General features: G+C 66.5%; 25 protein-coding genes. 12 read left to right on the top strand and 13 right to left on the bottom strand.

Features of this window, described 5'->3' with window-relative positions; genetic code table 11:
- Positions 1–105: 105 nt before the first annotated feature.
- Entirely contained in the window at positions 106–1,449 is a 1,344-nt protein-coding gene (locus A3OM_RS0120260; RefSeq protein WP_018045612.1) for a dicarboxylate/amino acid:cation symporter, read from the top strand.
- Positions 1,450–1,578: 129 nt separating this feature from the next.
- On the opposite strand, the gene A3OM_RS0120255 is transcribed toward A3OM_RS0120260, so the two are convergent.
- Positions 1,579–2,301, bottom strand: coding sequence for a sulfite exporter TauE/SafE family protein (locus tag A3OM_RS0120255; RefSeq protein WP_018045611.1), 723 nt, complete (start codon positions 2,299–2,301; stop codon positions 1,579–1,581).
- Between the two features lie 132 nt (positions 2,302–2,433).
- On the opposite strand from A3OM_RS0120255, the gene A3OM_RS0120250 reads away from it, so the two are divergent.
- The 3 genes from A3OM_RS0120250 (at position 2,434) to A3OM_RS0120240 (ending at position 4,676) form a co-directional block, all read left to right on the top strand.
- Positions 2,434–3,348: a LysR family transcriptional regulator gene (locus tag A3OM_RS0120250; RefSeq protein WP_018045610.1), complete on the top strand. Its 915-nt coding sequence runs from the start codon at positions 2,434–2,436 to the stop codon at positions 3,346–3,348.
- A 140-nt stretch (positions 3,349–3,488) separates the two neighbouring features.
- Positions 3,489–4,244, top strand: a complete 756-nt coding sequence (locus A3OM_RS0120245; protein ID WP_018045609.1) for a glucose 1-dehydrogenase — start codon at positions 3,489–3,491, stop codon at positions 4,242–4,244.
- 33 nt (positions 4,245–4,277) lie between these two features.
- Positions 4,278–4,676, top strand: a complete 399-nt coding sequence (locus A3OM_RS0120240; protein WP_018045608.1) for a cupin domain-containing protein — start codon at positions 4,278–4,280, stop codon at positions 4,674–4,676.
- Between the two features lie 60 nt (positions 4,677–4,736).
- On the opposite strand, the gene A3OM_RS0120235 is transcribed toward A3OM_RS0120240, so the two are convergent.
- The 4 genes from A3OM_RS0120235 to A3OM_RS0120220 all read right to left on the bottom strand — a co-directional run bounded on the left by A3OM_RS0120235 (position 4,737) and on the right by A3OM_RS0120220 (position 8,736).
- Positions 4,737–6,848 carry a peptidase domain-containing ABC transporter gene (locus A3OM_RS0120235; RefSeq protein ID WP_018045607.1) on the bottom strand — a complete coding sequence of 704 codons (2,112 nt, stop codon included), beginning with the start codon at positions 6,846–6,848 and terminating at the stop codon, positions 4,737–4,739.
- Between the two features lie 4 nt (positions 6,849–6,852).
- The gene (locus A3OM_RS0120230) at positions 6,853–8,130 is read right to left on the bottom strand and encodes an HlyD family efflux transporter periplasmic adaptor subunit (RefSeq protein WP_018045606.1); all 1,278 of its coding nucleotides are present in this window, start codon (positions 8,128–8,130) and stop codon (positions 6,853–6,855) included.
- Between the two features lie 129 nt (positions 8,131–8,259).
- A complete protein-coding gene (locus A3OM_RS0120225; protein ID WP_018045605.1) occupies positions 8,260–8,463 on the bottom strand; it encodes a hypothetical protein in 204 nt (67 codons plus the stop codon).
- A gap of 69 nt (positions 8,464–8,532) precedes the next feature.
- On the bottom strand, positions 8,533–8,736 hold the full coding sequence (locus A3OM_RS0120220; protein WP_018045604.1) for a hypothetical protein: 204 nt from the start codon (positions 8,734–8,736) through the stop codon (positions 8,533–8,535).
- Between the two features lie 799 nt (positions 8,737–9,535).
- Here A3OM_RS0120220 and A3OM_RS0120215 point away from each other — a divergent pair.
- Together A3OM_RS0120215 and A3OM_RS0120210 are read left to right on the top strand one after the other, a co-directional pair.
- The gene (locus A3OM_RS0120215; RefSeq protein WP_018045603.1) at positions 9,536–10,432 is read left to right on the top strand and encodes an AraC family transcriptional regulator; all 897 of its coding nucleotides are present in this window, start codon (positions 9,536–9,538) and stop codon (positions 10,430–10,432) included.
- A gap of 103 nt (positions 10,433–10,535) precedes the next feature.
- Positions 10,536–10,772, top strand: coding sequence for a hypothetical protein (locus A3OM_RS0120210; RefSeq protein ID WP_018045602.1), 237 nt, complete (start codon positions 10,536–10,538; stop codon positions 10,770–10,772).
- Between the two features lie 122 nt (positions 10,773–10,894).
- On the opposite strand, the gene mepA is transcribed toward A3OM_RS0120210, so the two are convergent.
- The 6 genes from mepA to A3OM_RS0120180 form a co-directional block, all read right to left on the bottom strand.
- Complete coding sequence (gene mepA / locus A3OM_RS0120205) at positions 10,895–11,824, bottom strand: penicillin-insensitive murein endopeptidase (RefSeq protein ID WP_018045601.1); 930 nt, start codon at positions 11,822–11,824, stop codon at positions 10,895–10,897.
- Between the two features lie 46 nt (positions 11,825–11,870).
- On the bottom strand, positions 11,871–12,404 hold the full coding sequence (locus A3OM_RS0120200; RefSeq protein WP_157196513.1) for a hypothetical protein: 534 nt from the start codon (positions 12,402–12,404) through the stop codon (positions 11,871–11,873).
- 109 nt (positions 12,405–12,513) lie between these two features.
- Positions 12,514–12,828 carry a DUF2293 domain-containing protein gene (locus A3OM_RS0120195; RefSeq protein WP_018045599.1) on the bottom strand — a complete coding sequence of 105 codons (315 nt, stop codon included), beginning with the start codon at positions 12,826–12,828 and terminating at the stop codon, positions 12,514–12,516.
- 10 nt (positions 12,829–12,838) lie between these two features.
- Entirely contained in the window at positions 12,839–13,342 is a 504-nt protein-coding gene (locus A3OM_RS0120190; protein WP_018045598.1) for a TIGR00645 family protein, read from the bottom strand.
- Between the two features lie 85 nt (positions 13,343–13,427).
- Positions 13,428–14,087 (bottom strand): peptide-methionine (S)-S-oxide reductase MsrA, encoded by a 660-nt coding sequence (gene msrA / locus A3OM_RS0120185; RefSeq protein WP_018045597.1) that lies wholly within the window; start codon positions 14,085–14,087, stop codon positions 13,428–13,430.
- Positions 14,088–14,186: 99 nt separating this feature from the next.
- The gene (locus tag A3OM_RS0120180; RefSeq protein ID WP_018045596.1) at positions 14,187–14,507 is read right to left on the bottom strand and encodes a hypothetical protein; all 321 of its coding nucleotides are present in this window, start codon (positions 14,505–14,507) and stop codon (positions 14,187–14,189) included.
- A gap of 179 nt (positions 14,508–14,686) precedes the next feature.
- On the opposite strand from A3OM_RS0120180, the gene A3OM_RS0120175 reads away from it, so the two are divergent.
- Positions 14,687–15,379 (top strand): HAD family hydrolase, encoded by a 693-nt coding sequence (locus tag A3OM_RS0120175; protein ID WP_026176248.1) that lies wholly within the window; start codon positions 14,687–14,689, stop codon positions 15,377–15,379.
- Between the two features lie 425 nt (positions 15,380–15,804).
- Positions 15,805–16,134 (top strand): hypothetical protein, encoded by a 330-nt coding sequence (locus A3OM_RS25450; RefSeq protein ID WP_238253983.1) that lies wholly within the window; start codon positions 15,805–15,807, stop codon positions 16,132–16,134.
- Positions 16,135–16,196: 62 nt separating this feature from the next.
- Here A3OM_RS25450 and A3OM_RS0120160 read toward each other — a convergent pair whose 3' ends face one another.
- Positions 16,197–17,102 (bottom strand): GlxA family transcriptional regulator, encoded by a 906-nt coding sequence (locus A3OM_RS0120160; protein WP_157196574.1) that lies wholly within the window; start codon positions 17,100–17,102, stop codon positions 16,197–16,199.
- A gap of 222 nt (positions 17,103–17,324) precedes the next feature.
- On the opposite strand from A3OM_RS0120160, the gene A3OM_RS0120155 reads away from it, so the two are divergent.
- From A3OM_RS0120155 to A3OM_RS0120140, 4 genes are read left to right on the top strand one after another with little or no spacing between them, the layout of a single operon-like run.
- Positions 17,325–18,575 carry a sarcosine oxidase subunit beta family protein gene (locus tag A3OM_RS0120155; RefSeq protein WP_018045591.1) on the top strand — a complete coding sequence of 417 codons (1,251 nt, stop codon included), beginning with the start codon at positions 17,325–17,327 and terminating at the stop codon, positions 18,573–18,575.
- A 30-nt stretch (positions 18,576–18,605) separates the two neighbouring features.
- A complete protein-coding gene (locus A3OM_RS0120150) occupies positions 18,606–18,893 on the top strand; it encodes a sarcosine oxidase subunit delta (protein WP_018045590.1) in 288 nt (95 codons plus the stop codon).
- Complete coding sequence (locus tag A3OM_RS0120145) at positions 18,890–21,928, top strand: sarcosine oxidase subunit alpha family protein (protein ID WP_018045589.1); 3,039 nt, start codon at positions 18,890–18,892, stop codon at positions 21,926–21,928. The genes A3OM_RS0120150 and A3OM_RS0120145 overlap by 4 nt, the downstream gene beginning before the upstream one ends.
- Positions 21,921–22,538: a sarcosine oxidase subunit gamma family protein gene (locus A3OM_RS0120140; RefSeq protein WP_018045588.1), complete on the top strand. Its 618-nt coding sequence runs from the start codon at positions 21,921–21,923 to the stop codon at positions 22,536–22,538. The genes A3OM_RS0120145 and A3OM_RS0120140 overlap by 8 nt, the downstream gene beginning before the upstream one ends.
- Before the next feature lie 30 nt (positions 22,539–22,568).
- Here A3OM_RS0120140 and A3OM_RS0120135 read toward each other — a convergent pair whose 3' ends face one another.
- On the bottom strand, positions 22,569–23,174 hold the full coding sequence (locus A3OM_RS0120135; protein WP_018045587.1) for an XRE family transcriptional regulator: 606 nt from the start codon (positions 23,172–23,174) through the stop codon (positions 22,569–22,571).
- Positions 23,175–23,199: the final 25 nt, after the last annotated feature.

Here is a 23,199-nt window from a genome sequence, read left to right as displayed (position 1 = left end):
GCGCCGAAGGGGGCCAGCCCCGGACGCCAAGACCAAAAGACGACGAGCCCCGGACACCCCGGCGCTTCGATCCGAACCGATCTATTCCCAAGGGAGAAGCCCGCCATGGCCACCATACCGTCACCGCTCACCGCGCCGCACGCGGCGGCAAAGCCCAAGCCCCTCTATCGCACGCTGTATTTCCAAGTGCTCCTCGCCGTGGCGATCGGCATCACCCTCGGCCACTTCTACCCGCAGGTCGGCGCGGACATGAAGCCGCTCGGCGACGCCTTCATCAAGCTCGTCAAGATGATCATCGCGCCGGTGATCTTCCTCACGGTCGTTTCCGGCATCGCCGGCATGACCAATCTCGAGAAGGTCGGGCGCGTCGGCGGCAAGGCGCTCATCTACTTCATCACCTTCTCGACCCTGGCCCTCATCGTCGGCCTGATCGTGGCGAACCTCGTCCAGCCGGGCGCGGGCATGCACATCGATCCGAAGTCCCTCGATCCGAAGTCGATCGCGATGTACGCCGACAAGGCGAAGACGCAGTCGATCACCGACTTCCTCATGAACATCATCCCGACCACGGCGGTGGGTGCGTTCTCGGGCGGCGAGATCCTTCAGGTCCTGTTCTTCTCCGTGCTGTTCGGCTTCGGCCTCGCCTTCCTGGGCGATCGCGGCAAGCCGGTTCTCGACATCATCAAGGTGCTGTCGGAAGCCATCTTCGGCGTCGTCAACATCATCATGAAGGTCGCCCCCATCGGCGCCTTCGGCGCCATGGCCTTCACCATCGGCAAGTACGGCATCGCCTCGCTCGCCAACCTCGCCTACCTCGTCGGCGCCTTCTACCTGACCTCGGCGATCTTCGTGCTCGGCGTGCTCGGCCTCGTCGCCCGCTACAACGGCTTCTCGATCATCAAGCTCATCCGCTACATCAAGGAGGAGCTCATGCTCGTCCTCGGTACCTCGTCCTCAGAGTCGGCCCTGCCTTCGCTGCTCGAGAAGATGGAGCGCGCCGGCTGCTCGAAGCCCGTCGTCGGCCTCGTGGTCCCCACCGGCTACTCGTTCAACCTCGACGGCACCAACATCTACATGACCATGGCGGCGCTCTTCATCGCGCAGGCCACGGACACGCCGCTCACCTACGGCGAGCAGGGCCTCCTGCTCCTCGTGGCCATGCTCTCCTCCAAGGGCGCGGCCGGCGTCACCGGTTCGGGCTTCATCACTCTGGCGGCGACCCTCGCGGTGGTCCCCTCCGTGCCCGTCGTCGGCATGGCGCTGATCCTCGGCGTGGATCGCTTCATGTCCGAGTGCCGCGCGCTCACCAACTTCATTGGCAACGCCGTGGCCTGCATCGTGGTCGCCCGCTGGGAAGGTGAAGTGGACGAGGTCAGACTCGCGGCGGCACTGGGCGGCAACCCGATGCCTCTGGCAGCCGAGATGCCGGTTCTCCAGGCTGCGGAGTAACGCCCGTCCCACTTCGAGCCGGGTGGCGGTCCAGCCGGCTCGAAGACGATCCGAAAGGGGCTGCCGGACCGCAATGGCCCGGTAGCCCCTTTCGCGTTCAGCACGGCCTCGGCTCCTCGACGCGATGGGTCACCCGAGGCCATTCCAGACGAGACACGTGCCCGAGATCGCCAGAAGCCCGTCCATCATGAACCGGAACGTCTCCGGGGCGAGGCGAAGCACGAAGGGCTTTGCCACGAACGCCCCCACCATGAGCGCCGCGCCCACGGCGAGGCCTCTGACCAAATCCTCGGCCGGCAATGCGCCGGTTCCCTGAAAGGTCAGGGTCTTGGTCAGGTAGATTGCCAGCGACGCAGCCGCCTCCGTGCCGATGAAAGCACCCTTGGTGAGGCCGTAGCCGATGAAGACCGGAACCGAGGCCGGGCCGGTCGAGGCGACGATGCCCGTCAGGAAGCCGATTGCCGCTCCGGCAACCGCCAGATGGGGGACCCGCACTCTGACGAGGCTGTTGGCCAGCCAGCGGCGTCCAGGGATCATCGCCAGAAGGAACGCGCCGATCGCCAGATCGACAGCACGCGGCGGCAGGACCAGCATCGTGCGAGCGCTGAGCATTGCTGCCGGAATTCCGGTCGCCGCATAGGCGGCGACGGCCCGCCAGTCGACCTCTCGCCACCATGCCAGGATGCGCGAGAGGTTCGCCATCACGGCCGCGACCGCCATGATCGGGATGGCCTCCTTGGGCCCGTAGACATAAGCGAGAACCGGCACCAGCATGATCGAGGAGCCGGTGCCGATGATGCCGCTGACGACGCCCGCCACGAGGCCGATGGAGAGGATGAGAAGCAGGCCCATCGGCCGATTGTGCCCGGTCGAACCGGAAGTCCCTAGGGACAATGCCTGACGTTGGATAACCTCGGCCTGCGAGCCTGTGCTGACGGAGGCCGGCTCGGATCACTTTCCCGCCAGCGGACGTTCCCCTGCCTCATGCTGACCAGTCGGACCGATCTTGCCGATCTCGGCACCTTCCTCGCCATCGCTCGCCACCTGAGTTTCCGGCGTGCGGGGCTGGAACTCGGTGTCAGTGCCTCCGCGCTGAGCCATGCCCTCAAGGCGATGGAGGCTCGCCTCGGCGTGCGGCTGATCAATCGCACCAGCCGGAGCGTCACCCTGACCGCAACGGGCGAAGAGCTTCTGGCGTCGCTCGATGCGCCCTTCGCGGCGATCGGTTCGGCGCTCGATGGGCTCAACCGCCACCGGGAGCCAGGGAACGCCGCGGGGCGCATTCGTCTCAATGTGCTCGAACATGCCAGCACGCTGCTGCTCGCGCCAGTGCTGCCCGCCTTCAGCGAGCGCCATCCGCAGATTGAGATCGACGTCCGGGTCTCCAACGAGTTGCTCGACATCGTGGATGCCGGGGCCGATGCGGGCATCCGATATGGCGGCACCGTCGCTCAGGACATGATCGCCCAGCGCCTGTCGGCCGACCTTCGCTGGGTGGTTGTCGGCGCACCCTGTTATCTCGATCGGCATGGAACGCCGGCGCATCCACACGACCTGTTGGCGCATCGGTGCCTGCGCATCCGCCTCGGCGACGAACGGCTCTACGGTTGGGAGTTCGAACGGGCCGGTGAGTCGCTCGCGCTCGACGTGCCCGGCGCCGTGACGATCGACAACACGCACTTCGCACTGTCCCTCGCGATGGCAGGCGGGGGGCTGGCCTACCTCCCCGAACCATGCGTCAGGTCGCCGGTCGGTCGCGGTGAACTGCGCGTCGTTCTGACGGATTGGGCACCCGAGGGAGCCGGCTTTCACATCTACTATCCGGGACGCCGCCAGTTGCCGACAGGCCTGCGGCTCCTCATCGATCTGGTTCGCGAGCTTCGCCCGCTCGGTCTGTAGGCGCGATGTCGCCCGGCGATGAGCCATGCTCATCGGTCCGTTGAAGCAATGGCGGGTCATCGGAGTGACGCCGTGAGCCTACTTGTCGCTGATCGGTGAGCGATAAGGCTCGCCATCACGGCCAGCCGGAGGCTTCCGACATGCTCACCACGCACCGTTTCACCGAAAAGGTCGTTTTCGTCACAGGTGCCGCCAGCGGCATCGGACGTGCCGCCGCCCTCGCTTTCGCGGCCGAGGGGGCTCGCGTGGCGATTGCCGACCGGACTGAGGCGACCCTGGAACACTTGCGGGCCGAGATCGAAGCGGCCGGCGGAGAAGTCCTGGCGATCCGTTGCGACGTGTCTCTGCCGGAAGAGGTGGAAGCGGCGATTGCCGGAACCGTCGAACGCTTCGGACGCCTCGACTGTGCCTTCAACAATGCCGGAGTCGAGAACAGGGCCACGCCGGTCCACGAGATCGAACTCGACGAATGGGACCGCATCCTCGACATCAACCTGAGGGGGACCTTCCTCTGCATGAAGTATGAGTTGGCGCAGATGGTGCGCCAGGGTGGCGGCGTGGTGGTCAACACCTCTTCCGGTGCCGGCATCCGCGGTGTCGCGGGTGGCGCGGCTTATGCCGCTTCCAAACATGCCATCATCGGTCTGACCCGCTCGGCGGCGCTGGACTATGCCAGGAAGAACATTCGGGTGAACGCCATCCTGCCCGGCAATATCGAAACACCGATGATGGACCGTTTCACGGGAGGCGACGTTCAAAAGGCAATCGACCTCGAACCGGTAGGGCGCCTCGGCAAGCCGGAGGAGATCGCAGAAGCGGTGCTCTGGATGTGCTCGGACGTCGGTGGGTTCGTGACCGGAGCCGCCACGGTGATCGATGGTGGCTGGTCGCTTTGACGGTCGATCCGGCGAAAACGGAGGAGCAGGCGAATGGACATCACACGCAGCGGGTCGCGACCGTCCGGCAGGGGACCGTCCGAATGGTTCACCGGGACCGTGCGGATCGACCCTCTTTTCTCCGCGCCCGAACCGGCGCGGGTCGCCGGAGCGAGCGTGACGTTCGAGCCGGGCGCCCGCACCGCGTGGCATACGCATCCGCTCGGCCAGACGCTCATCGTCACCTTCGGGGCCGGCTGGGTTCAGCGGGAGGGCGGCCCTAAGGAGGCTATCGCGCCGGGCGACGTCGTCTGGTTCGAGCCGGGTGAAAAACACTGGCACGGGGCAACGGCAACGACGGCCCTGACGCATATCGCGATCCAGGAGCAGCTCGAAGGCCGGGCGGTGACGTGGTTAGAACAGGTCACCGACGAACACTATCGCGGCGTCTGACGCTCGCCCCAGGGTGGCCCCTCGACGGGCGGGCACGCAGGCTCTCGTCCCAACAGGGCCTCATGTGGAGGGCGTCAGGGTGAAGACGTGGTCCGCTCCGGCAATGGTGGCCGGGCGGTGGGCGACGATGATGCGGGACATGCGCAGATCGCGCAAAGCCTCGGCGATGACAGCTTCCGTCGCTTCGTCGAGATGGCTCGTCGCCTCGTCGAGGAACAGGATCTCCGGTTTGCGGTAGAGGGCGCGGGCCAGGATGACCCGCTGCTTCTGGCCGCCCGAGAGCGTCGAGCCCATATCGCCCACGAGGGTCTCAAACCCCATCGGGGTGCGCTTGATGTCGGCGAGAATCGCGGCGCGCGCGGCGCATTCCTCGATCCAGCCGGCATCCGGCCGTTCGTCGAAACTGGCGATGTTCTCGGCGATGGAGCCGGCGAAGAGGCCGTCATTCTGCATCACGCCCGCGATCCGGCGGCGATAGCTGGCCGCCCCGAGGGTGCGGATCTCTTGCCCGTCGACGAGGACGCGCCCCTCGCTCGCCGGCAGCAGGCCCATCATGATCTTCATCAGCGAGGTCTTGCCCGAGCCCGAGGTGCCGGTGATGGCGAAGCTCGTCCCCGCCGGCACGTCGAGGCTGAGGTCGCGGAAGATCCAGGGCTCGTCCGCGCCGTAGCGCAGGGCGAGCTCCTTTGCGGCGACACTCCCCGTCCCCTCCGTCGCCCGGATCACCGCCGGGGCGGCCGGTTCCAGGGTGGAGCCGGAACCCTCCTCGGGCTCGCTCATGACGATGTCCGACAGCCGGTCGGTCTGGACGTTGAGCATGCGCAGCTGGAAGCCCGACTGGATCAGGTTGGCGATCCGCTGCGAGAACTGGTCGCGATAGGCGAGGAAGGCCACCAGCATGCCGAGCGTCATCGACTGGTCGATGACCGCCCGCGCGCCGAGCACGAGCAGGAGCAGCCTGTCGACGCCGAACAGCAGCTCGTTGGCCCGGCCGAAGACGAGGTCGAGGCGTTGGAGCCGCAGCCGGGCGTTCAGCGAGGTGACGAAGTGGTTCATCCAGGTGCCGCGCCGGCGCTCGCGCAGGTCGAGGAGCTTCACGCTCGCCATGCCGCGCACGGTCTCGATGAAATGGCTCTGCTGGCGCGCCTCGGCGACGATCGCCTCCTCGGTGCCCTCGCGGTAGGAGGCGTAGGCGGCGATCCGCAGCGCCGCGGCGAGCGCCGTTGAGGCGACGACGACGAGGGATAGCCAGCCGCCATAGACCACCAGCATGGCGAGCATGCCGATGGACATGATCCCGTCAAGCACGGCTTGGACGAGATCGGTGGTGAGCCCCTTCTGGATCGTCGCCAGGGAGCCGAAGCGCGAGATCACGTCGCCGACGTGCCGCTTCTCGAAATAGTCCAGTGGCAGGCGCGAGAGGTGGTCGAACAAGCTCCCCGACCATTGGTAGTTCAGCTTGGTCCCGGTGAGCATGATCGCCCAGGTCCGCGCCACCGAGAGGACGAGCTGGACGACGAGCAGAAGGGCGAGCCCCACCGCCACCACCAGCAACAGGTCGAGATCGGCGTTGACGATGACCTCGTCGATGACGATCTGCGATGCGATCGGCATCAGGATCGCGACGAGCTCGATGCCGAGGGACAGGGCCAGGATCTGGGCGAGCGCCGGGCGGATGCCGCCGATCGTCCGGAACAGGTCGCCCAGCGCCAGTCCGCGCTGCCGCTTCTCGCGCACGAAGCTGGTGGTCGGGCTCGCTTCCAGGGCGACGCCCGTGAACTCGCGCGACGCCTCCGCGAAGGTGAGCTTGCGCCGCCCCCGGGCGGGATCGTGGATGACGATCCCCCTGCCGTTCACGGCGGTGAGCACGACGAAGTGGTTGAGCCCCCAATGCAGGATGCAGGGCGTCTTGAGCTTGGGCAAGTCCTTCAGTTCCGCCCGCAAGGCCCGGGTTGCGAGGCCCATCGAGCCCGCGAGATCGACGAGATTGCGCAGGGTCATGCCCTTGAGCGACAGAGCGTGCCGGCGGCGCAGGGCGCCGAGATCGACATGGCGGCCGTGATAGCCGAGCACCATGCCGAGGCAGGCCATGCCGCATTCGGCGGCCTCCGCCTGAAGCAGGACGGGCACGCGCCGGCCGAAGCCGAACTGAAGGGTGCTGAGCAGGCTCACGCTTTCATCCGCCGCGGGTCACGAGATCGACGCTGCGCTTGACCCGATAGAGCGGGTCGAGAAGCCAGCGGTAGAGGGGGCGCTTCTCCAGTGCGATGTCGGCCTCGACCCGCATCCCGGCTTCCAGACGGCGGCTCTCGCCATAGGCGACCACACTGCTCTCGTCCGGCCGCACGATGATGCGGTAGATGCCGTCGCCATTCTTCGCCTTGGCGCCGGCGGCTTCCGGCAGGTCGGCGGCCTCCAGGGGCGCGCGGGTGACCTCCGTGACGGTGCCGCGGTAGAGGCCGAAGCGCTGGAAGGGAAAGGCCGCGTAGCGCAGCATCACGGCCTCCCCCGTATCGATGAAGCCGATGGCGGAGGATTCCACGAACAGGTTCGCTTGGAGCCGGCCCTCGCTCGGTAGCAGGGTGAGCAGCGTGGCGCCCGCCGCCACGCCTTGGCCGGCCTGGACCCGGATGGAGGTGAGGATGCCCTTCTCCGGCGCCCGCACCTCGATGGCCCGGCGTGCCTCGCTCTCGGCCCGCTGCTGCTCCAACTGGGCGGCGGTGCGGTCCATCTCGGCGAGGTCGCGGGCGAGCTTGTCGTCGAAGGTGGCGAGCGTCGCCTGCAACTCGCCGACCTTGCCCATGAGCTGCAGGCGCGAATTGCGGAACTGGGCAAGCTGGGAACTCGCCTGCAGGTAGAGGTAATTCTGGTTCTGGAGGTCTGCCGAGCGGGCAAAGCCGTCGCTCACCGCCTTGGCGAGGACATCGACCCGCTCTTTCAGCGGGGGCACCAGCTTCTCCTGCAACTGGACCTGCTCCTCCAATTGCCGCGACTGGGATTGGAGGTTGTCGATCTGCTCGGCGAGCGAGCGCTTCTCGGTGGCCGCCATGGCCGACCGCAACCGAGATTGCGCCTCGATCGTCTCCTTCTGCCGGGCCAGCTGATCGATGATGCGCTGCTGGGTCGGGCCGTTGGCTGAGACGGCGTCGAGGTCGAGCGTGTAGAGAAGCTGGCCCTGCACGACCCGGTCCCCCTCCTTCACCCCCGAGGCGCTGACGCGTCCGGCCACCGGGCTCGCCACGGTGATGAGACCCACATCCGGTGTGAGCATGCCGAAGGCGTGGATACGGCGGGTGTAGGTGCCGAAGACCACGTACAGGATTGCCGCGATGGTGATCAGGATCGTGATCGTGGTCATCAGCCGGATTGAGAGCGGCTGCACGATCTGGGCTTCGCCCAACCAGGAATCCTGGCGCGCTCGGGCGACCTCTGCGCGAAAAAGCGGCGACGTCATCGGGTTCGGCGGTCCTCCTAGCCCAAGGGCGGCGTAGTTCGATGTTGAGGCGTGTTATGCACGAGAAACGCGGCGGGCCTACCGGCCCGCCGCGCTTATTCACCGATCAGGATTGATGCGGATCAGTGCTCAGTGGCCGCCGAGGAGGCCACCGACCGCGCCGAGAAGACCGCCGACGAGGCCACTCACCAAGCCACCCACCTGACCGACCACCCCGGAAACGGCGCCGAGTTCGCTGGACAGGTCAAGGTCCAGACCGAGGGACAGGCCGCCGCCGACGGCGTCGAGTTCGGTGGCATCGAGTTCGCGGATGGTGTCGAGGTTCTGGGTCATGTCACATCTCCGGAATTAGGCGGCGCGTTCGCTTCGCGCCACGCCGAGAAATCGGGTTGGCGGGCCGGGCTACTTGCCGCCCAGGAGGCCACCAACGGCGCCGAGCAGGCCACCGACGAGACCGCCGACCAAACCGCCGACTTGGTCGATCGTGCCCGAAACGGCACCGAGTTCACTCGAAAGGTCGAGGTCGAGACCCAGGGAGAGGCCGCCGCCGACCGCATCGAGCTCGGATGCATCGAGGGTGCGGATGGTGTCATTCGTCTTAGACATTCATTCTCTCCAGAGTGTATTCGGTATATCGATCTTTTTCTCTAGTCTAAGTTTGAAAGCATTCGGTCTTGCTTTCTGTTATCCAGACTACACGCTCAGAATCGTCCATCAACCCTCAATTTCGACCTTCATGCCTGAGGTCGCCCCTCGGTGAGCTTTGTTGTCGATTGATGACGGCGTGGCTGTTCCTTCGGCTACGGTCGGCGAAGGTCTGATTTTCCTCACCAAGTTTGCTGGAATTTGGCGATTCTTGCTGAGGATGAGGCAAGGATTGGAATTCTGTATTTTCCTAATCAAAGCACTGATAAACATCATGTTTTTTGAATTATTTGACAATTTGTCGCAGGTAAGTCAATCGACAAAGCGAGGCTTGACTGTGTGGAATTTGCTTCCCCTCCTATCGGCTTAGGCGACAACAATGATCTGCGCCCCCCGCAGTGAGGTGGTCCGAGGGCGGCAAGTTTTATTATAGATTTGACAAAGGGCAGTCGCATTGCCCGAGGAGGCCGTGGCAGTCACCGTCAGCGGGCTAGGCTGAGCGACAAAGGCAAGACATCTCACAATAGGCCTTGTCGCGTCGGATGCAGGTTCATTGGATCTCACCCTTGCGTGCTGCATCGCTTTGCAAGAAAGTGCAGAACGAACGGCTTGCGGTGGCGGTTGTTCGTCAAGGAGGCTCATTGCCGATCGAATGCCCAAACTGGGCGCTCGAGGACGGGGCCTTTCGAGACGAGTTTCTTGCGACCGTCCGGGAGACGGGCCGCCAATGGGAGTTTTCGCATGCATCATGATCGCGTGAATGCGGATTGATCAGAGCGAATGCGGTTGCACGATCGAACTCCACGGTGAGATCGAGGCTGTGCTCCAGACCAGCGCGGGCCTCGGGTGGTCCGGCATCGGCTTCAGCGACATCATGCTCGGCAGCCAGGGGACGGTGTCCATCGTCCAGCAAGGCATCCACTTCGCCCTGTCGCTGGCGCCGCCGAGTCAGCGCTTTCTCTGGTCGGGCCAGACTTACGATTTCTCGGAGGACAACATCATCGTCCTCGAGCCGGGGGCTGCCGTGGTCGAGAGTTGGACCGGGCCGTTCCGTACGCTGACACTGAGACTGGCCCCGGAGGCCGTCGAGCGCATCACCGACGCCTCCCTCACCAAGACACAGATCCGGACCCAGTTCGTTCCGTCGCGCTCGCAGATCGCGGTGAGCCATCTGCTGCAAGCCGTGTCGGCCGACCTGGAGACGGGATGCTCCACCGGGCCATTGTTGGTGGAAAGCGTATCGGCGACGCTGCTGCAGTTGTTCTCAGGCGGTGAAACGATGCCCCGCCGCACTGGCCCCACGCTGACGTCGCCACAGGCCGCGACCCTTCGCGAACTGATCCTCTCCCGCCTCGCTGAACCGCTGAGCCTGCAACACTTGGCGGACGCCGTCGGCACCAGCGTCGGCCATCTCGTTCGCGCCTTCAAGACATCCTTCGGCGTGACACCCTATCAGTTCATCCTGCGGGAGCGGGTGAACCGGGCGCAGGACCTGATTGCCAGCGGGACGTTGAGCCTGAGCGAGATCGTGCCCCTGGCGGGGTTCAACGATGCGAGCCAGATGTCGAAGACCTTCCGCCGTCTCACGGGACAGCCGCCACGCGCCTTCCTGCGCCGCGCGCGCGAGACCCGGCCCCTCGGCCCATCGAACGGTTAAGTCCCCCCGCGAGGAGTTCCGGCTGTGCCCCCGATTCTTCAGCGGTCGGGGCGATCAGCATCGCTCTTGAATGCCTCCGACCCCCAGGCCGTCATTACCGGATGTGATCGTTATCGACGAGGCGACGAGTTCCCGCGACGGCGAAACCGATGCGGCGGAGATGGCGGCCCTGTCCGGCACGCGCACGCTCATGCTGACCGCGCGCCGGCTGACGAATCTGAACGGAACGGATGTTGTCCATGCCCTGGACGAAGTCCGGCCGATCGCTTCGGGACCACCCGATATTGTCCTGCCGACGACCGCAGTGGAACCAGTCCGTTCGATTGTGGGACTCCGATAAGGGATGGTGCGGTCGCAATGCAGGACCGCATGGCCTATCCGGCCTGCCGTTCCGGATCCCCGCCCGTCAGCACTGCGTCGCGGTACATCGGTCCATGCTCCTGGCCCGCAGAACCGTAGCGCTCACCGGGCCTTCAGCACCACCCGGCAGGCGGCAGGAAGGGCCGCCATGGTCATCGGCGGCTTGGGCCTCACCGGCTTCGTCGATTTCGGCGGGTTCAGCACCGCGTCGCTGAACCAATAGGCGAGTTCCTCGCCACAGCCGTCGCCGGGGGGCGGCGGGGCCTGGTCCCCGCACTGATCGTCGCCGGCCGGGCAAGAGAGGCGAATATGGTAGTGGTAATTGTGCCCGTACATCGGGCGAACCTTGTTGAGCCAGGAGCGGTCGCCACCCGCTCCCCGACACAGGGCCTTCTTGATCGCCGGGTTGACGAAGAGGCGCGCGACTTCTGGCTGCTGTGCCGTGAGGCGGATCAGCTTGAGATGTTCCGGTGTCCAGACCTGCGGATCGATGTCGAGGCGGTCCGTGCGCACCACGTTGGTGGCCGAGGTCTCCTCGCGCTCCGCGCGTGTCATGCGGTGGTTTGGCATCGGTGTCAGCCAGATATCCGCGTCGAGGCCGAGCTGGTGGGAGGCATGGCCGGTGAGCATCGGTCCGCCGCGAGGCTGGGACATGTCGCCGACGAGAAGGCCGTTCCAACCGACGCTGGGCGCCTTGGCCGCCAGTCGCTCGATGAAATCCACGAGATTCGGCGTGCCCCACATCCGGTTGCGTGAGAGGCGCATCACCTGCCAGTTCTGTCCGTCCTGGGCCAGCGCCTCGCCGCCGGAGAAGCATCCCTTGGCATAGGATCCGTAGGGTCTTGCAGGGCCGGGAGCCGGCGTCGTTGCCCGCCCGAACAGGGCTTTGGCCGGTGTCGAGGGCGCGTCGGGATTGTCCAGTGGCGGTAGTGGCTTGGGGTTCACACTGCCCCTGTCCTGGGCCTGTGCGGCCCCTCCGCAGGCGAGGAAGGCGAGGGCCGCGAGGCGGAACGAGCGTAAGGTCAGGTGCATGGCGCCAACCTAGTCCATCGGCCATCGGGCCGTCGAGAGCTCTCGGCTATTCCGCTGGCGAGACCGAGATCTTGATCGAGTCCGATTTCGCGCCGCTGACGACGATGAGAATGGGCGTGGTGCCGAACTGGAACCGGACGCTCTTCGAAACGCCCGGACATCCGGGCCGCATCGTGCTCGCCACGGGTTTGCGCGTCGTCGTGCCGTCCTGGCTCACGTCGATCCAGGCATTGTCCGACAGGGTCACCTGATACAGGCCGGGCATAACGACGGGCGGTATTCGCAAGCTGCCGCCGAATGTGCCGGGATTCGGTTGCCGCGAGGGCACGAAGGGGAGATCGGCCTCGGCGATCGGCTTGAGTGCCAGGACGGCGCCCGGCATCTCTGCAGAGAGGGTCGCGCCGGAATCGAGCCGGGGGAGAGAAGGAGCTTCGAACCAGGCCTGCTCACGCAGGAGCGGCCAGTCGAACGAGGTGCAGGCGGCCGGATCGGCGACCTGTTGCGCCGACGCCCTATCGGCGTCGAGACCCGCGCCGGATGCGAGCACCAGGCCGGCGATGATCGGGAGCATTCTGCGCATGGCCACTGTCCTATGAACGGTCGCGGCCCCCTCGACGGTGAGAACGGTGCCGTGACCGGAAAGGTTTCCCGCGGTTGTCCGCTTCGGGGGGGCAGTGCGGACCCGGTGATCACTCGTCGTCCGGTTGCTCGACGTCCTCGGACACCGTTCGGCGTACGCCCCAGCCGCGCAACGTCTCGTTGAGCTCGTCGAGGACGAAATGGCGGGCACTGTCGCGGTCGTAGCCTTCGTCGAGATAGGAATCGTATTCGGTGAAGACGTGGCGGGCAAAGGCGACGAGGGCGAGCCAAGCCGCGTTCTCGGGGCTCGCATTCCGCAGCCCCGGACTTGTCAGCGCCCGGGAGAGGACGGAGTCCGTCTCGAAAGCGGGCAGGCGCGGAGCGAGGATACGAAGCGCTTCGCCGACGGCGTCCGCGCGGGTCATCGCGGCGTCTTTACTTGTCGTGGTGGCCGGCGGCGATCCGATCCGTGAGGGCCATGAGGATTCCGGACACGACGAAGACCATGTGGAGACCGACGAGCCAGTACAATTCGCGGTCCGGCGTCGCCTTGATGTCCATGAAGGCTTTCAGCAGCGAGATCGCCGAAATGGCGACGATCGACGACATCAGCTTCAGCTTCAGCCCGGTGAAGTCGATCGTCCCCATCCATTCGGGCCAGTCCTTGTGGTCCGTATGATCGATCTTCGAGACGAAGTTCTCGTAGCCCGAGAACATCACGATGATGAGCAGCGACGCGGTGAAGGACAGATCCACCAGGGTCAGCACGCCGAGAATGATCTGCGACTCGGTGGCGCTCCACATGTGCAGGACGAAATGAGCGAGTTCCTGCAACAGCTTGACCAGAAGCACGACGATGCCGATGCCGAGCGCCGCGTAGAACGGCGCCAGTAGCCAGCGGCACGCGAAGAGTACGCGTTCGAAAACCTGTTCGATCATCCGTCTCGAATCCCCCGCCCGACCGGGCGGGGTTTGGCATGTGCGGCAAAGCTCGACAAGCGGTGAGCTCGGCGGGCGAGGCGCCTCAGGCGGCGACGCCGGTACCGATCGGACAGGTCACGCCGGTGCCACCGACACCGCAATAACCCGCAGGGTTCTTGGCGAGATATTGCTGATGGTAACCCTCGGCGAAGTAGAACGTATCGAGGGGGACGATCTCCGTGGTGATCTCGCCGAACCCGCGTGCCTTCAAAGCTTCCCCGTAGGTCTCCCGTACGCGTCGGGCGGTCTCGGCCTGCGCCTCGTTCGCCGTGTAGATGCCCGAACGGTACTGCGTGCCGACATCGTTGCCCTGGCGCATGCCCTGGGTCGGGTCATGGTTCTCGAAGAACGTCTTGAGTACCGCCTCCAGGGGGCGAACGGCCGGATCGTAGACGACGAGAACCACCTCGTTATGCCCGGTCATGCCCGAGCAGACCTCTTCGTAGGTCGGGTTGGGCGTGAAGCCACCGGCATAGCCCACCGCCGTCACGACGATTCCGTCCGGCAATTGCCAGAACTTGCGCTCGGTGCCCCAGAAGCAGCCGAGCCCGAGGACGATCTGCTCGCTTCCCTCCGGATAGGGGCCCTTCAGCGGATGGCCGTTGACGAAATGGGTCTCGGTGGTGGGGGTCGGCGTCGACCGGCCGGGCAGCGCGTCGGCGGCGCTCGGCATTTCGGGACGTTTGCGGAAGAACTGGAGCATCGGGGCCTCCGTGAGAGGGCGGGATATTCCCTATATGGGGTGCCGGACCCTCTTCCTGAATGCCCCGTGTCGAAACGGCCATGCCTTACGGTCGAGGCGTCAGGGCCGGCTGAGAAAGCCGATCGGCTCTCGGGGCGGCTGGCCGAGCCAGAGCAGGAAGGCCCCGAGACCGAGGCCGAGGAGGCAGGCGGGGGCCAGAGTGAGCGGCAGGACGAGGGCCTGCCACAGCCATGGGGCCACGCTCTCCACCGAGCCCTGGAGCGCACTCCCGCGCTCCTTGAACAGCGTCATCAGAAGGTCGCTCAGGCTGGTGAAGCGAACGCCGTTATTGGCGATCGAGCGCGCGCCATCGTAGACGAGGCCGACGAAGCCCGCCGCGAGGACGATATATCCGAGAAGGCGGCTTAGGAAGCGGAGCATCGCGGCTTGCACACACGCCGGCTCCCATGCCGGCCCTGCGGGATTAGGGGGCGCCGTCGCGAGGCGCAAGGTCTCCGAGTCACACGCCGTCCCGACAGCGCGCGCGCATCGGCCGCCATTGCGCGCCGTGACGGCTCCGTGGCACAGCCCGTCCCAGCCATTTCCAGCGGACCATCGCCTTGCCGACCGAACCCGAAACTCCCACCGGACTGGTGATCTTCGATTGCGACGGCGTCCTGGTCGACAGCGAGCCGCTGAGCCTCGGGACACTGACGGTGGGGCTCAACCGGATCGGCGTCGCCATCGATGTGGATACGGTGAGGGAGCGCTTCGCCGGCACGTCGATGACGTCGATCATGGGACATATCGAGCGCGATTACGGGATCGCCGCGCCCGACGGCTTCGTCGAGACGGTAAAGGCCGAAACTCTTCGTGCCTTCGACCGCGACCTGCGTGCCATGGAGGGAATCGCCCTGGCGGTGCGGGCGCTGGAGCTTCCGAGCTGCGTTGCATCGAGCAGCGATCCGGCGCGGCTCGCCCATTCCCTCGGCCTCACCGGCCTTCTGCCCCTGTTCGAGGGCCGCATCTTCTCGGCGACCATGGTCTCTCGCGGCAAGCCGGCGCCCGATCTCTTCCTCCTGGCCGCCGCCGAGATGGGATTCGCCCCCGGCCACTGCCTCGTTGTCGAGGACAGCGTGCCCGGCGTCACGGCGGCGCGCGCTGCCGGAATGCGCGTCCTCGGCTTCACCGGCGGCGGTCATTGGCTGCACGACGCCACGGGGGCGGACCTGATCGCGGCCGGGGCCGAACGGGTCTATGCGCATCATCGCGACCTTGCCGGCCTGATCGGGCGCGCCGCCGCATCCGTCTGACCTCGGTTCTTCCCGAAGAAATCGCCTGTGCTTCGTCGGTCTGCACGTCATTCATGCCATGAAGGCGCATGCATTCGGAAGATGCATCCGTTGACGAGGCGGAGGACTGCTATCATTCTATAGGTGCGGTTGTGGTCCGTATGGGCCGATCCGCCGCGGTGATTTGAAGTGTGTAGCTTGCGCCGCGTCATCAAACGCTAAAGCACTGCGGAGCGCTCGCGCCTCGTGGTCCTTCATCGAAAGGATGACTTGCCGTGATTGATCGAACCTCCTTCCAAGCTCTTCTGCATGCCTGCTCCGGCTGTCGATGCTGACCGACCCGTCAGATCGAGCCGCTTTCAGCAGATGGCCCTCGGGCCGCGTCAGGAGTTCACGACACCATGCCCCATCTCCACCAGGACGACGCTCATCGGGCGTTGAATCGATTGCACACGCCTGATGCCCGGGCGGATCATCTTCAGGCCCGTGCCCGCAACCGCCTTCATGCCGCCCCGCCGCCGCGGGTGATCGAAATTGGCGAAGTGACGGCCGGAATCGCCGTGCCCGAACGGGGCGGCGTGCGGTTCTTCTCGTCAGAACGCGATTTCGACCCCCTCGACGGGCTCGTCTTCCGCAGCGTCGAGCAGGCGGCAAAGGCGGCGCGGGACCGTTTCGCGGCCCGTCGTGCGCCGCGCCGGCACGCCGTCCCAACCCGGCTCGATCTCGTGCGTCCCGAGGCGGATCTCGACCTTCATCGGACGGCGTACGGGCGCTGAGCGTTCGTTACCCTTCGACAGTGGGCGTTCCGACAGGGACGCCCACTGCGGGGACAGGCCCTTTACGCTTCGACGACGGTGCTCGACCGACGCGTGGCCCTCAGGCTTCGCCGGCGCTCGGCACGGGCGAGTTCGGCCGCATTGGCAAATCCCGTCGCCATGGCGATATCGGCCGAACTCAGCGCGCTTTCGCGACGAAGCTGATGGGCCCGGTCGAGACGCAGGGCGAGATAATGCTGGTGAAGACTGATACCGATCCGGTTTCTGAAGAGTAGCTCGAGCTGACGGATCGACACGCGGGCGAGATCGGCCAGTCCCTGCCGCGAGAGCGGCGTTTCCAGATTGGTTTCCATTGCGGCGAGGACCCGCAGAAGGCGCGGGTCACGCACTCCGATCCGCAGGCGCAGGTCCATCCTCTGCGGGCTCAGGCCCTCCCGGATCTGGTTGTGCAGGAACCAGTCGCTGACACCGTTGGCGAGGCCCGGACCGTGGTCGCGCTCGATCAGGTTGAGCATCAGGTCGAGGGCGGCGATGCCGCCCGAGCAGGTGATCCGATCGTCCTGGATCTCGAACAGGGAGCGCACGACCTCGATATCCGGGTAGCGTTCCTCGAAGGCGGGAACATGCTCCCAGTGGAGCGTGCAACGGCGCCCCGTCAGCAGACCCGCGCGGGCGAGCAGGTAAGGCCCTCCGGAAATACCGCCGAGCGTGATCCCACGCCGGGCGAGATGGCGAAGCCAGGCGGTCAGGGCTGGGTCGTCGAAGGCGGCAGGATTTCCGCCCGCACAGACGAAGACCCGATCGGCGTCGAGTTTGGTGTCTCCGACATCGACATCCGGCAGGATCGCGATTCCGTTCGAAGCCTGTACGGCGCCTCCCCCCGGTGCCGCATGCCACCAGCGGTAGACTTCGCTGTCCAAGAGGGTGTTGGCCGCCCGCATGGGTTCGACCGCGGCCGCGTAGGACATGAGCGGAAAGCCGGGCAGCAGGATGAAGCCGACGGTCAGCGGCTTCGGCTTTTCCGGCGCAGCGGTGTTCCGATCCAAACGTGAAGGAGTGGGAGCTGGGGGGCGGATGCTCATTTCTGCGCGAATTGTCCGAATGACGTCGCAAAATGCAAGGGGCGCTGGCTCGCGATCAGCTACCGATGAGGCTCACACGCCGCATTCAGCCCCGGAGCATGTCCCGCCATGCGCTATTCCCTTCTCAGCGTCCTGGGTCAGGCCCTGCGTGGCCAACGCGATTGGAAGCCCCAATGGCGCGATGCTGCGCCCAAGGCCGAGTATGACGCCGTCATCGTCGGCGGCGGCGGCCACGGTCTCGCGACCGCCTATTACCTCGCCAAGGAGCACGGCATCACCAACGTGGCCGTGCTGGAGAAGAGCCATGTCGGCTCCGGCAACGTCGGGCGCAACACCACCATCGTCCGCTCGAATTACGGGCTCGCCGGCAACATCCCGTTCTACGAACGGTCGATGAAGCTCTGGGAGGGGCTGGAGCAGGACATCAACTACAACGCCATGGTGAGCCAGCGCGGCGTGCTGAATCTCTACCATTCGGATGCGCAACGCGATGCCTATGCCCGGCGCGGCAACGCCATGCGGATGGCGGGCATCGATGCCGAACTTCTCGACCGAGAGGGGGTTCGGGGAATGGTGCCGTTCATCGATTTCGACAATGCGCGCTTTCCCGTGAAGGGCGGTCTCCTCCAGCGCCGGGGCGGCACCGTGCGCCACGACGCGGTGGCCTGGGGCTACGCCCGCGCAGCCAGCGACCGGGGCGTCGATATCGTCCAGAACTGCGCCGTCACCGGCATCCGCCGCGAGAATGGGCGGGTGGTCGGGGTCGAGACGAGCCGTGGCTTCATCCGGGCGAAGAAGGTCGCGCTCTCGGTGGCGGGCTCGACATCGCTGCTGGCCTCCATGGCCGATCTTCGCCTGCCCATCGAGAGCCACGTGCTCCAGGCCTTCGTCAGCGAGGGCGTGAAGCCTCTCATCGACACGGTGATGACCTTCGGGGCCGGCCATTTCTACGTCAGCCAGTCGGACAAGGGCGGCCTCGTTTTCGGGGGCGATATCGACGGCTACAATTCCTACGCTCAGCGCGGCAACCTCGCGACGATCGAGGACGTGATGGAGGGCGGCATGGCCCTGTGGCCGGGCCTCGGGCGCCTGCGGCTGCTGCGGCACTGGGGCGGGATCATGGACATGTCCATGGATGGCAGCCCGATCATCGACCGCACTCCGGTCGACGGTCTCTATCTCAATGCGGGCTGGTGTTACGGCGGCTTCAAGGCGACCCCGGCGGCGGGCTTCTGTTTTGCCCATCTCATCGCCCGCGACACGTCCCATGAGGACGCCGCCGCCTACCGGCTCGACCGCTTCGCCACCGGCCATCTCATCGACGAGAAGGGCATGGGCGCCCAGCCGAACCTGCATTGAGCGCGGATCTGGATTGAGGGAACGACGATCATGCGTATCCGATGCCCCCATTGCGGGCCCCGCGACAACGGCGAGTTCAGCTATCTCGGCGACGCCGCGCCGATCCGGCCCGACGGCATGGAGGTGCCGCCCGCCGCCATGCACGACTACGTCTACCTGCGCGACAACCCGGCCGGCCCCCATCGCGAGCTCTGGTATCATGGCGCCGGCTGCCGCTCCTGGCTCGTGGTTGACCGGGATACGCGCACCCATGAGATCACCGGGGTGTCCTCCGCCCGCGACGTCGCGCTGAGCCGCCGGACAGGAGAGGTCGCATGACCACGATCACCCTTCGGGACACCGCCTCCCCAAGCGGCACCTCCCCGGCAACGGCCGTTGGGCAGGGCTTTCGTACGGCGACCGGCGGCATGATCGACCGGCGCCGCCCCCTGGACTTCACCTTCGACGGCCACCGCTACAGCGGGTTCCAGGGCGATACCCTGGCCTCGGCGCTGCTGGCCAACGGCGTGCGGCTCGTCGGCCGATCGTTCAAGTACCACCGCCCGCGCGGCATCCTGACTGCCGGTTCGGAGGAGCCGAACGCCCTGGTCGAGCTGCGTTCGGGCGCGCGCCGCGAGCCGAACACCCGCGCTACCGTGGCCGAACTGTACGAGGGTCTGGAGGCGTCGAGCCAGAATCGTTGGCCGTCGCTGAAATACGACGCCCTCTCGGTCAACGCCCTGGCGGCGCCGGTCTTCGCGGCGGGGTTCTACTACAAGACCTTCATGTGGCCGGCCGCTCTGTGGGAGAAGCTTTACGAGCCGATGATCCGGCGTGCCGCCGGCCTCGGTCGGGCCGCCCATGCGCCCGATCCCGACACCTACGACAAGGCCTTCGCGTTCTGCGACGTGCTGGTGATCGGGGCCGGACCGGCCGGGCTCGCGGCGGCCTTGGCCGCCGGACGTTCGGGCGCGCGTGTCATCCTCGTCGACGAGGATCACCGGACGGGCGGGCGCCTTCTCGCCGACCGGCGCGAGATCGCCGGCCGATCCGGTGCTGATTGGGCGGCGGAGACCCTCGCCGAACTGGCGAGCATGCCGGACGTGCGCATTCTGAGCCGGACCACCCTGTTCGGGGTCTACGATCACGGCGCCTACGGTGCGGTCGAGCGCGTCGGCGATCATCTCGCCACGCCCCCCGCCCATGCGCCGCGCCAGCGCATGTGGCGGATCACGGCAAAGCAGGCCATCCTCGCCGCCGGAGCCATCGAGCGCCCGCATGTCTTCGGCGGCAACGACCGGCCCGGCGTGATGCTGGCCGGCGCGGTGCGGACCTACCTCAACCGATACGGTGTCCTGCCGGGCCGGGCCGTCGCGATCTTCACCTCGGGCGATGATGGCTGGCGCACCGTGGCCGATGTCGCCGCGGCGGGTGGACAGGTGGTGGCGGTGATCGATTCCCGCGCATCGGTGCCGGCCGAGCTGCGCCGGGCGGCCGAGGCCGTCGGCGCGCAGGTGATCTGTGACGGCTACGTCACCGGCACGAAGGGGCATCTCGGCCTCGAGGCGATCGAGGTGGTGGACACCTATGGCAGCCGCCAGACCATCGCCTGCGACTGCCTCGCCATGGCCAATGGCTGGAACCCGATCGTGCATCTCGATTCGCACCTATCGCGACGCCCGGTCTGGGACGAGGCGATCCACGCCTTCGTGCCGGGCGCGCTTCCCTCAGGCATGGTGGCCGTCGGGGCGGCGGGCGGGGCCTTCACCCTGGCCTCCTGCCTGGAGACCGGCGGCCGGGCCGGGGCGGAGGCCGCCTCCGCCTGCGGGTTCGCCGGCGCCGCGCCCGAGACTCCGAAGACCGACCCCGAGAGCATCGCCCATACGCCGCTCTGGCGCGTGCCGGTCTCGAAGGGCAAGGCCTTCGTCGATTTCCAGAACGATGTGGCGGCCTCCGATGTGGAACTCGCCCATCGCGAGGGCTTCCGCGCGGTCGAGCTCCTGAAGCGCTACACCACCCTCGGCATGGCCACCGACCAGGGCAAGACTTCGAACCTCGCCGGGCTCGGCATCATGGCGGAGCTCACCGGTCAGCCGATCGCGAGCGTCGGCACCACGATGTTCCGGCCGCCCTTCACCCCCGTCGCCATCGGCGCCTTCGCCGGGCATCACCGGGGCAAGGATTTTCGGGCGACCCGGCACGTCCCCTCGCATGCCTGGTGCGAGGAGCAGGGGGCGGTCTTCGTGGAGACCGGCCTGTGGCTCCGCCCGGCCTACTTCCCGAAGCCCGGCGAAAGCGACTGGCTGGAAACGGTCAATCGCGAGGTGAACACCGTCCGCGCCCATGTCGGCGTCTGCGACGTGACGACGTTGGGCAAGATCGACATCCAGGGCCGGGACGCCCTCGCTCTCATCGAGCGGGTCTGCGCCAATCCCTTCGGCACGCTGCCCGTGGGCAAAGCGCGCTACGCCGTGCTCCTGCGCGAGGACGGTTTCGTTCTCGACGACGGCACCATCGCGCGGCTGGGCGAGAGCCATTTCGTGATGACGGCCTCCACGGCCAACGCCGCCAAGGTCATGCAGCACCTCGAATTCTGCCACCAATGGCTGTGGCCGGAGCTCGACGTGCAGATGGTCTCGGTGAGCGAGCAATGGGCGCAATACGCCGTGGCCGGACCGCGCGCCCGCGACACGTTGCAGGACATCGTCGATCCCGGTTTCGACCTGTCGAACGAGGCCTTCCCCTTCCTGGCCTGCGCCGACATCACGGTCGGCGGGGGCATCCCCGCGCGTCTGTTCCGCATCTCGTTCTCGGGTGAACTCGCGTATGAACTCGCGGTGCCGGCCGCCTATGGCGACGCCGCCTGGCGGGCGGTCATGGCGGCCGGCTCGGCCCATGGCATCACGGCCTACGGCTCGGAGGCGCTCTCGGTGATGCGCATTGAGAAGGGCCACGCGGCCGGCGCCGAGATCAACGGCCAGACCACGGCGCGCGACATAGGCCTCGGCGGCATGCTCGCCAAAAAGAAGGACTATATCGGTCGCCTGATGAAGGAGCGCCCGGCCCTCGTCGATCCTGACCGGCCGATCCTCGTAGGATTCCGCCCAGTCGACCGCAGCCAGCGCCTGCGCGCGGGGGCACGTTTCCTAGCCATCGGTGCCGCCCCGAGCCTCGCGGCCGATGAGGGCACCATGACGTCCGTGGCCTATTCGCCGAGCCTCGGCCACTGGATCGGGCTCGGCCTGATCCGGCGCGGCCCCGAGCGCCATGGCACACGGGTTCGCGCCTACGATCCGGTGCGCGACGGCGATATCGAGGTCGAGATCTGCTCACCGGTCTTCGTCGACCCGAAAGAGGAGAAGCTGCGTGTCTGACGGCATCGAGACGACATGGCGGCCGAGAAGCGCCTGGACAGGAATCGCACCGGTTGGCCGGCACGGACGTCTGGGCGGCGAGCCCGGCCTCATTCTGACCCTGCGCGAGGACTTCGCGCTCGCCACCCTGATCGCGGTGAAGGGGCGGACCGATGCCCTCCGGCAGGTTCTGGACGAGCGTTTCGGCTGGTCGCTGCCCGATACGGGGACCACCAGCCTGACGGGAGAGCGAGGACTGGTCTGGTCCGGGCCGGATCAATGGCTCGCTCTCTTTGAGACGCGCCGGGAGATGGCGGGCCTCGTCCAGGCCTTGCAGGGGCTCGCTGCGGTCACGGATCAGAGCGACGCCCGCGCGATCGTCCGTGTGTCCGGGCCGGACGCCCGGGCATTCCTCGCCAAGGGCCTCGCCATCGACCTTCATCCCCGTGCCTTCCAGCCGGGGCAGGTCGCCGTCACCGCCCTTGCTCATATGGGCGTGCAGGTCTGGCAGCGGGACGGCTCCCCGACCTACGATCTTGCCGTGGCACGCAGCTTTGCCGGCAGCGTCTGGTCGTGGCTGACCCATGCCGCGGACGAGTTCGACTACGACGTGCGCAATGCAGCGCCGTGAGCGGACCCGGCCGGTTCCCGGCCCGGTGGTTCAGCCGCGCGGGTAGACGATGATGGACAGGTAGGTCATCGGCGTCTTGATCAGTTTGGCAGGCCCGTGGGATGCTGCCGAGTCGAACAGGAGCGAGTCTCCCGGCTGCAGCGTGTAGTCGTGCTTGTCATGGCGATAGATGACTTCGCCAGTCAGCATATAGATGAACTCGGTCCCGGCATGCCGAAACCCGGTATAGGATTCGGCATCATTCTCCAGGGTGATGAGGTAGGGCTCGACGACGATCTCACCGCGCAGGCCCGCCCCGAGAAGCTCGTAGAGATGGCCGGCCTTCGTCCCGCGCCGCTCGATGACGACACCCTGCCCGCGTCTGACGAAGGAGCAGTCGCGGCTCTCCTCGAAGGCCGAGAACAGTACGGTGATGGGCACGTTCAAGGCCTTCGCCACGGCGTTGATGGAGGATAGCGACGGCGAAATCTGCCCGTTCTCCATCTTGGAGATCATGCCGGGCGAGATTCCGGCGGCTGTCCCGAGATCCACCACCGACAGGTCCCGCTCGCGGCGCAGGTGCCGAATCTGGTGGCCCAATGCCCGCTCGAGGCTTCGTTCCTGATCGGTCGGCGCGTTGGAGGCAGTGTTCAGCATCGTATCCAAGTAATCCCATCGCAAC

This window comes from Methylobacterium sp. 88A (assembly GCF_000376345.1).
Taxonomy (GTDB): Bacteria; Pseudomonadota; Alphaproteobacteria; order Rhizobiales; family Beijerinckiaceae; genus Methylobacterium; species Methylobacterium bullatum.
This window is presented reverse-complemented; position numbering and strand designations above follow the sequence as displayed.

Bases quoted from the DNA above. Each gene is read 5' to 3' on its own strand.
- A3OM_RS0120260 (WP_018045612.1), top strand. From the start codon at position 106: ATGGCCACCATACCGTCACCGCTCACCGCGCCGCACGCGGCGGCAAAG.
- A3OM_RS0120255 (WP_018045611.1), bottom strand. From the start codon at position 2,301: ATGGGCCTGCTTCTCATCCTCTCCATCGGCCTCGTGGCGGGCGTCGTC.
- A3OM_RS0120250 (WP_018045610.1), top strand. From the start codon at position 2,434: ATGCTGACCAGTCGGACCGATCTTGCCGATCTCGGCACCTTCCTCGCC.
- A3OM_RS0120245 (WP_018045609.1), top strand. From the start codon at position 3,489: ATGCTCACCACGCACCGTTTCACCGAAAAGGTCGTTTTCGTCACAGGT.
- A3OM_RS0120240 (WP_018045608.1), top strand. From the start codon at position 4,278: ATGGACATCACACGCAGCGGGTCGCGACCGTCCGGCAGGGGACCGTCC.
- A3OM_RS0120230 (WP_018045606.1), bottom strand. From the start codon at position 8,130: ATGACGTCGCCGCTTTTTCGCGCAGAGGTCGCCCGAGCGCGCCAGGAT.
- A3OM_RS0120225 (WP_018045605.1), bottom strand. From the start codon at position 8,463: ATGACCCAGAACCTCGACACCATCCGCGAACTCGATGCCACCGAACTC.
- A3OM_RS0120220 (WP_018045604.1), bottom strand. From the start codon at position 8,736: ATGTCTAAGACGAATGACACCATCCGCACCCTCGATGCATCCGAGCTC.
- A3OM_RS0120215 (WP_018045603.1), top strand. From the start codon at position 9,536: ATGCGGATTGATCAGAGCGAATGCGGTTGCACGATCGAACTCCACGGT.
- mepA (WP_018045601.1), bottom strand. From the start codon at position 11,824: ATGCACCTGACCTTACGCTCGTTCCGCCTCGCGGCCCTCGCCTTCCTC.
- A3OM_RS0120200 (WP_157196513.1), bottom strand. From the start codon at position 12,404: ATGCGCAGAATGCTCCCGATCATCGCCGGCCTGGTGCTCGCATCCGGC.
- A3OM_RS0120195 (WP_018045599.1), bottom strand. From the start codon at position 12,828: ATGACCCGCGCGGACGCCGTCGGCGAAGCGCTTCGTATCCTCGCTCCG.
- A3OM_RS0120190 (WP_018045598.1), bottom strand. From the start codon at position 13,342: ATGATCGAACAGGTTTTCGAACGCGTACTCTTCGCGTGCCGCTGGCTA.
- msrA (WP_018045597.1), bottom strand. From the start codon at position 14,087: ATGCTCCAGTTCTTCCGCAAACGTCCCGAAATGCCGAGCGCCGCCGAC.
- A3OM_RS0120180 (WP_018045596.1), bottom strand. From the start codon at position 14,507: ATGCTCCGCTTCCTAAGCCGCCTTCTCGGATATATCGTCCTCGCGGCG.
- A3OM_RS0120160 (WP_157196574.1), bottom strand. From the start codon at position 17,102: ATGTCCTACGCGGCCGCGGTCGAACCCATGCGGGCGGCCAACACCCTC.
- A3OM_RS0120155 (WP_018045591.1), top strand. From the start codon at position 17,325: ATGCGCTATTCCCTTCTCAGCGTCCTGGGTCAGGCCCTGCGTGGCCAA.
- A3OM_RS0120150 (WP_018045590.1), top strand. From the start codon at position 18,606: ATGCGTATCCGATGCCCCCATTGCGGGCCCCGCGACAACGGCGAGTTC.
- A3OM_RS0120145 (WP_018045589.1), top strand. From the start codon at position 18,890: ATGACCACGATCACCCTTCGGGACACCGCCTCCCCAAGCGGCACCTCC.
- A3OM_RS0120135 (WP_018045587.1), bottom strand. From the start codon at position 23,174: ATGCTGAACACTGCCTCCAACGCGCCGACCGATCAGGAACGAAGCCTC.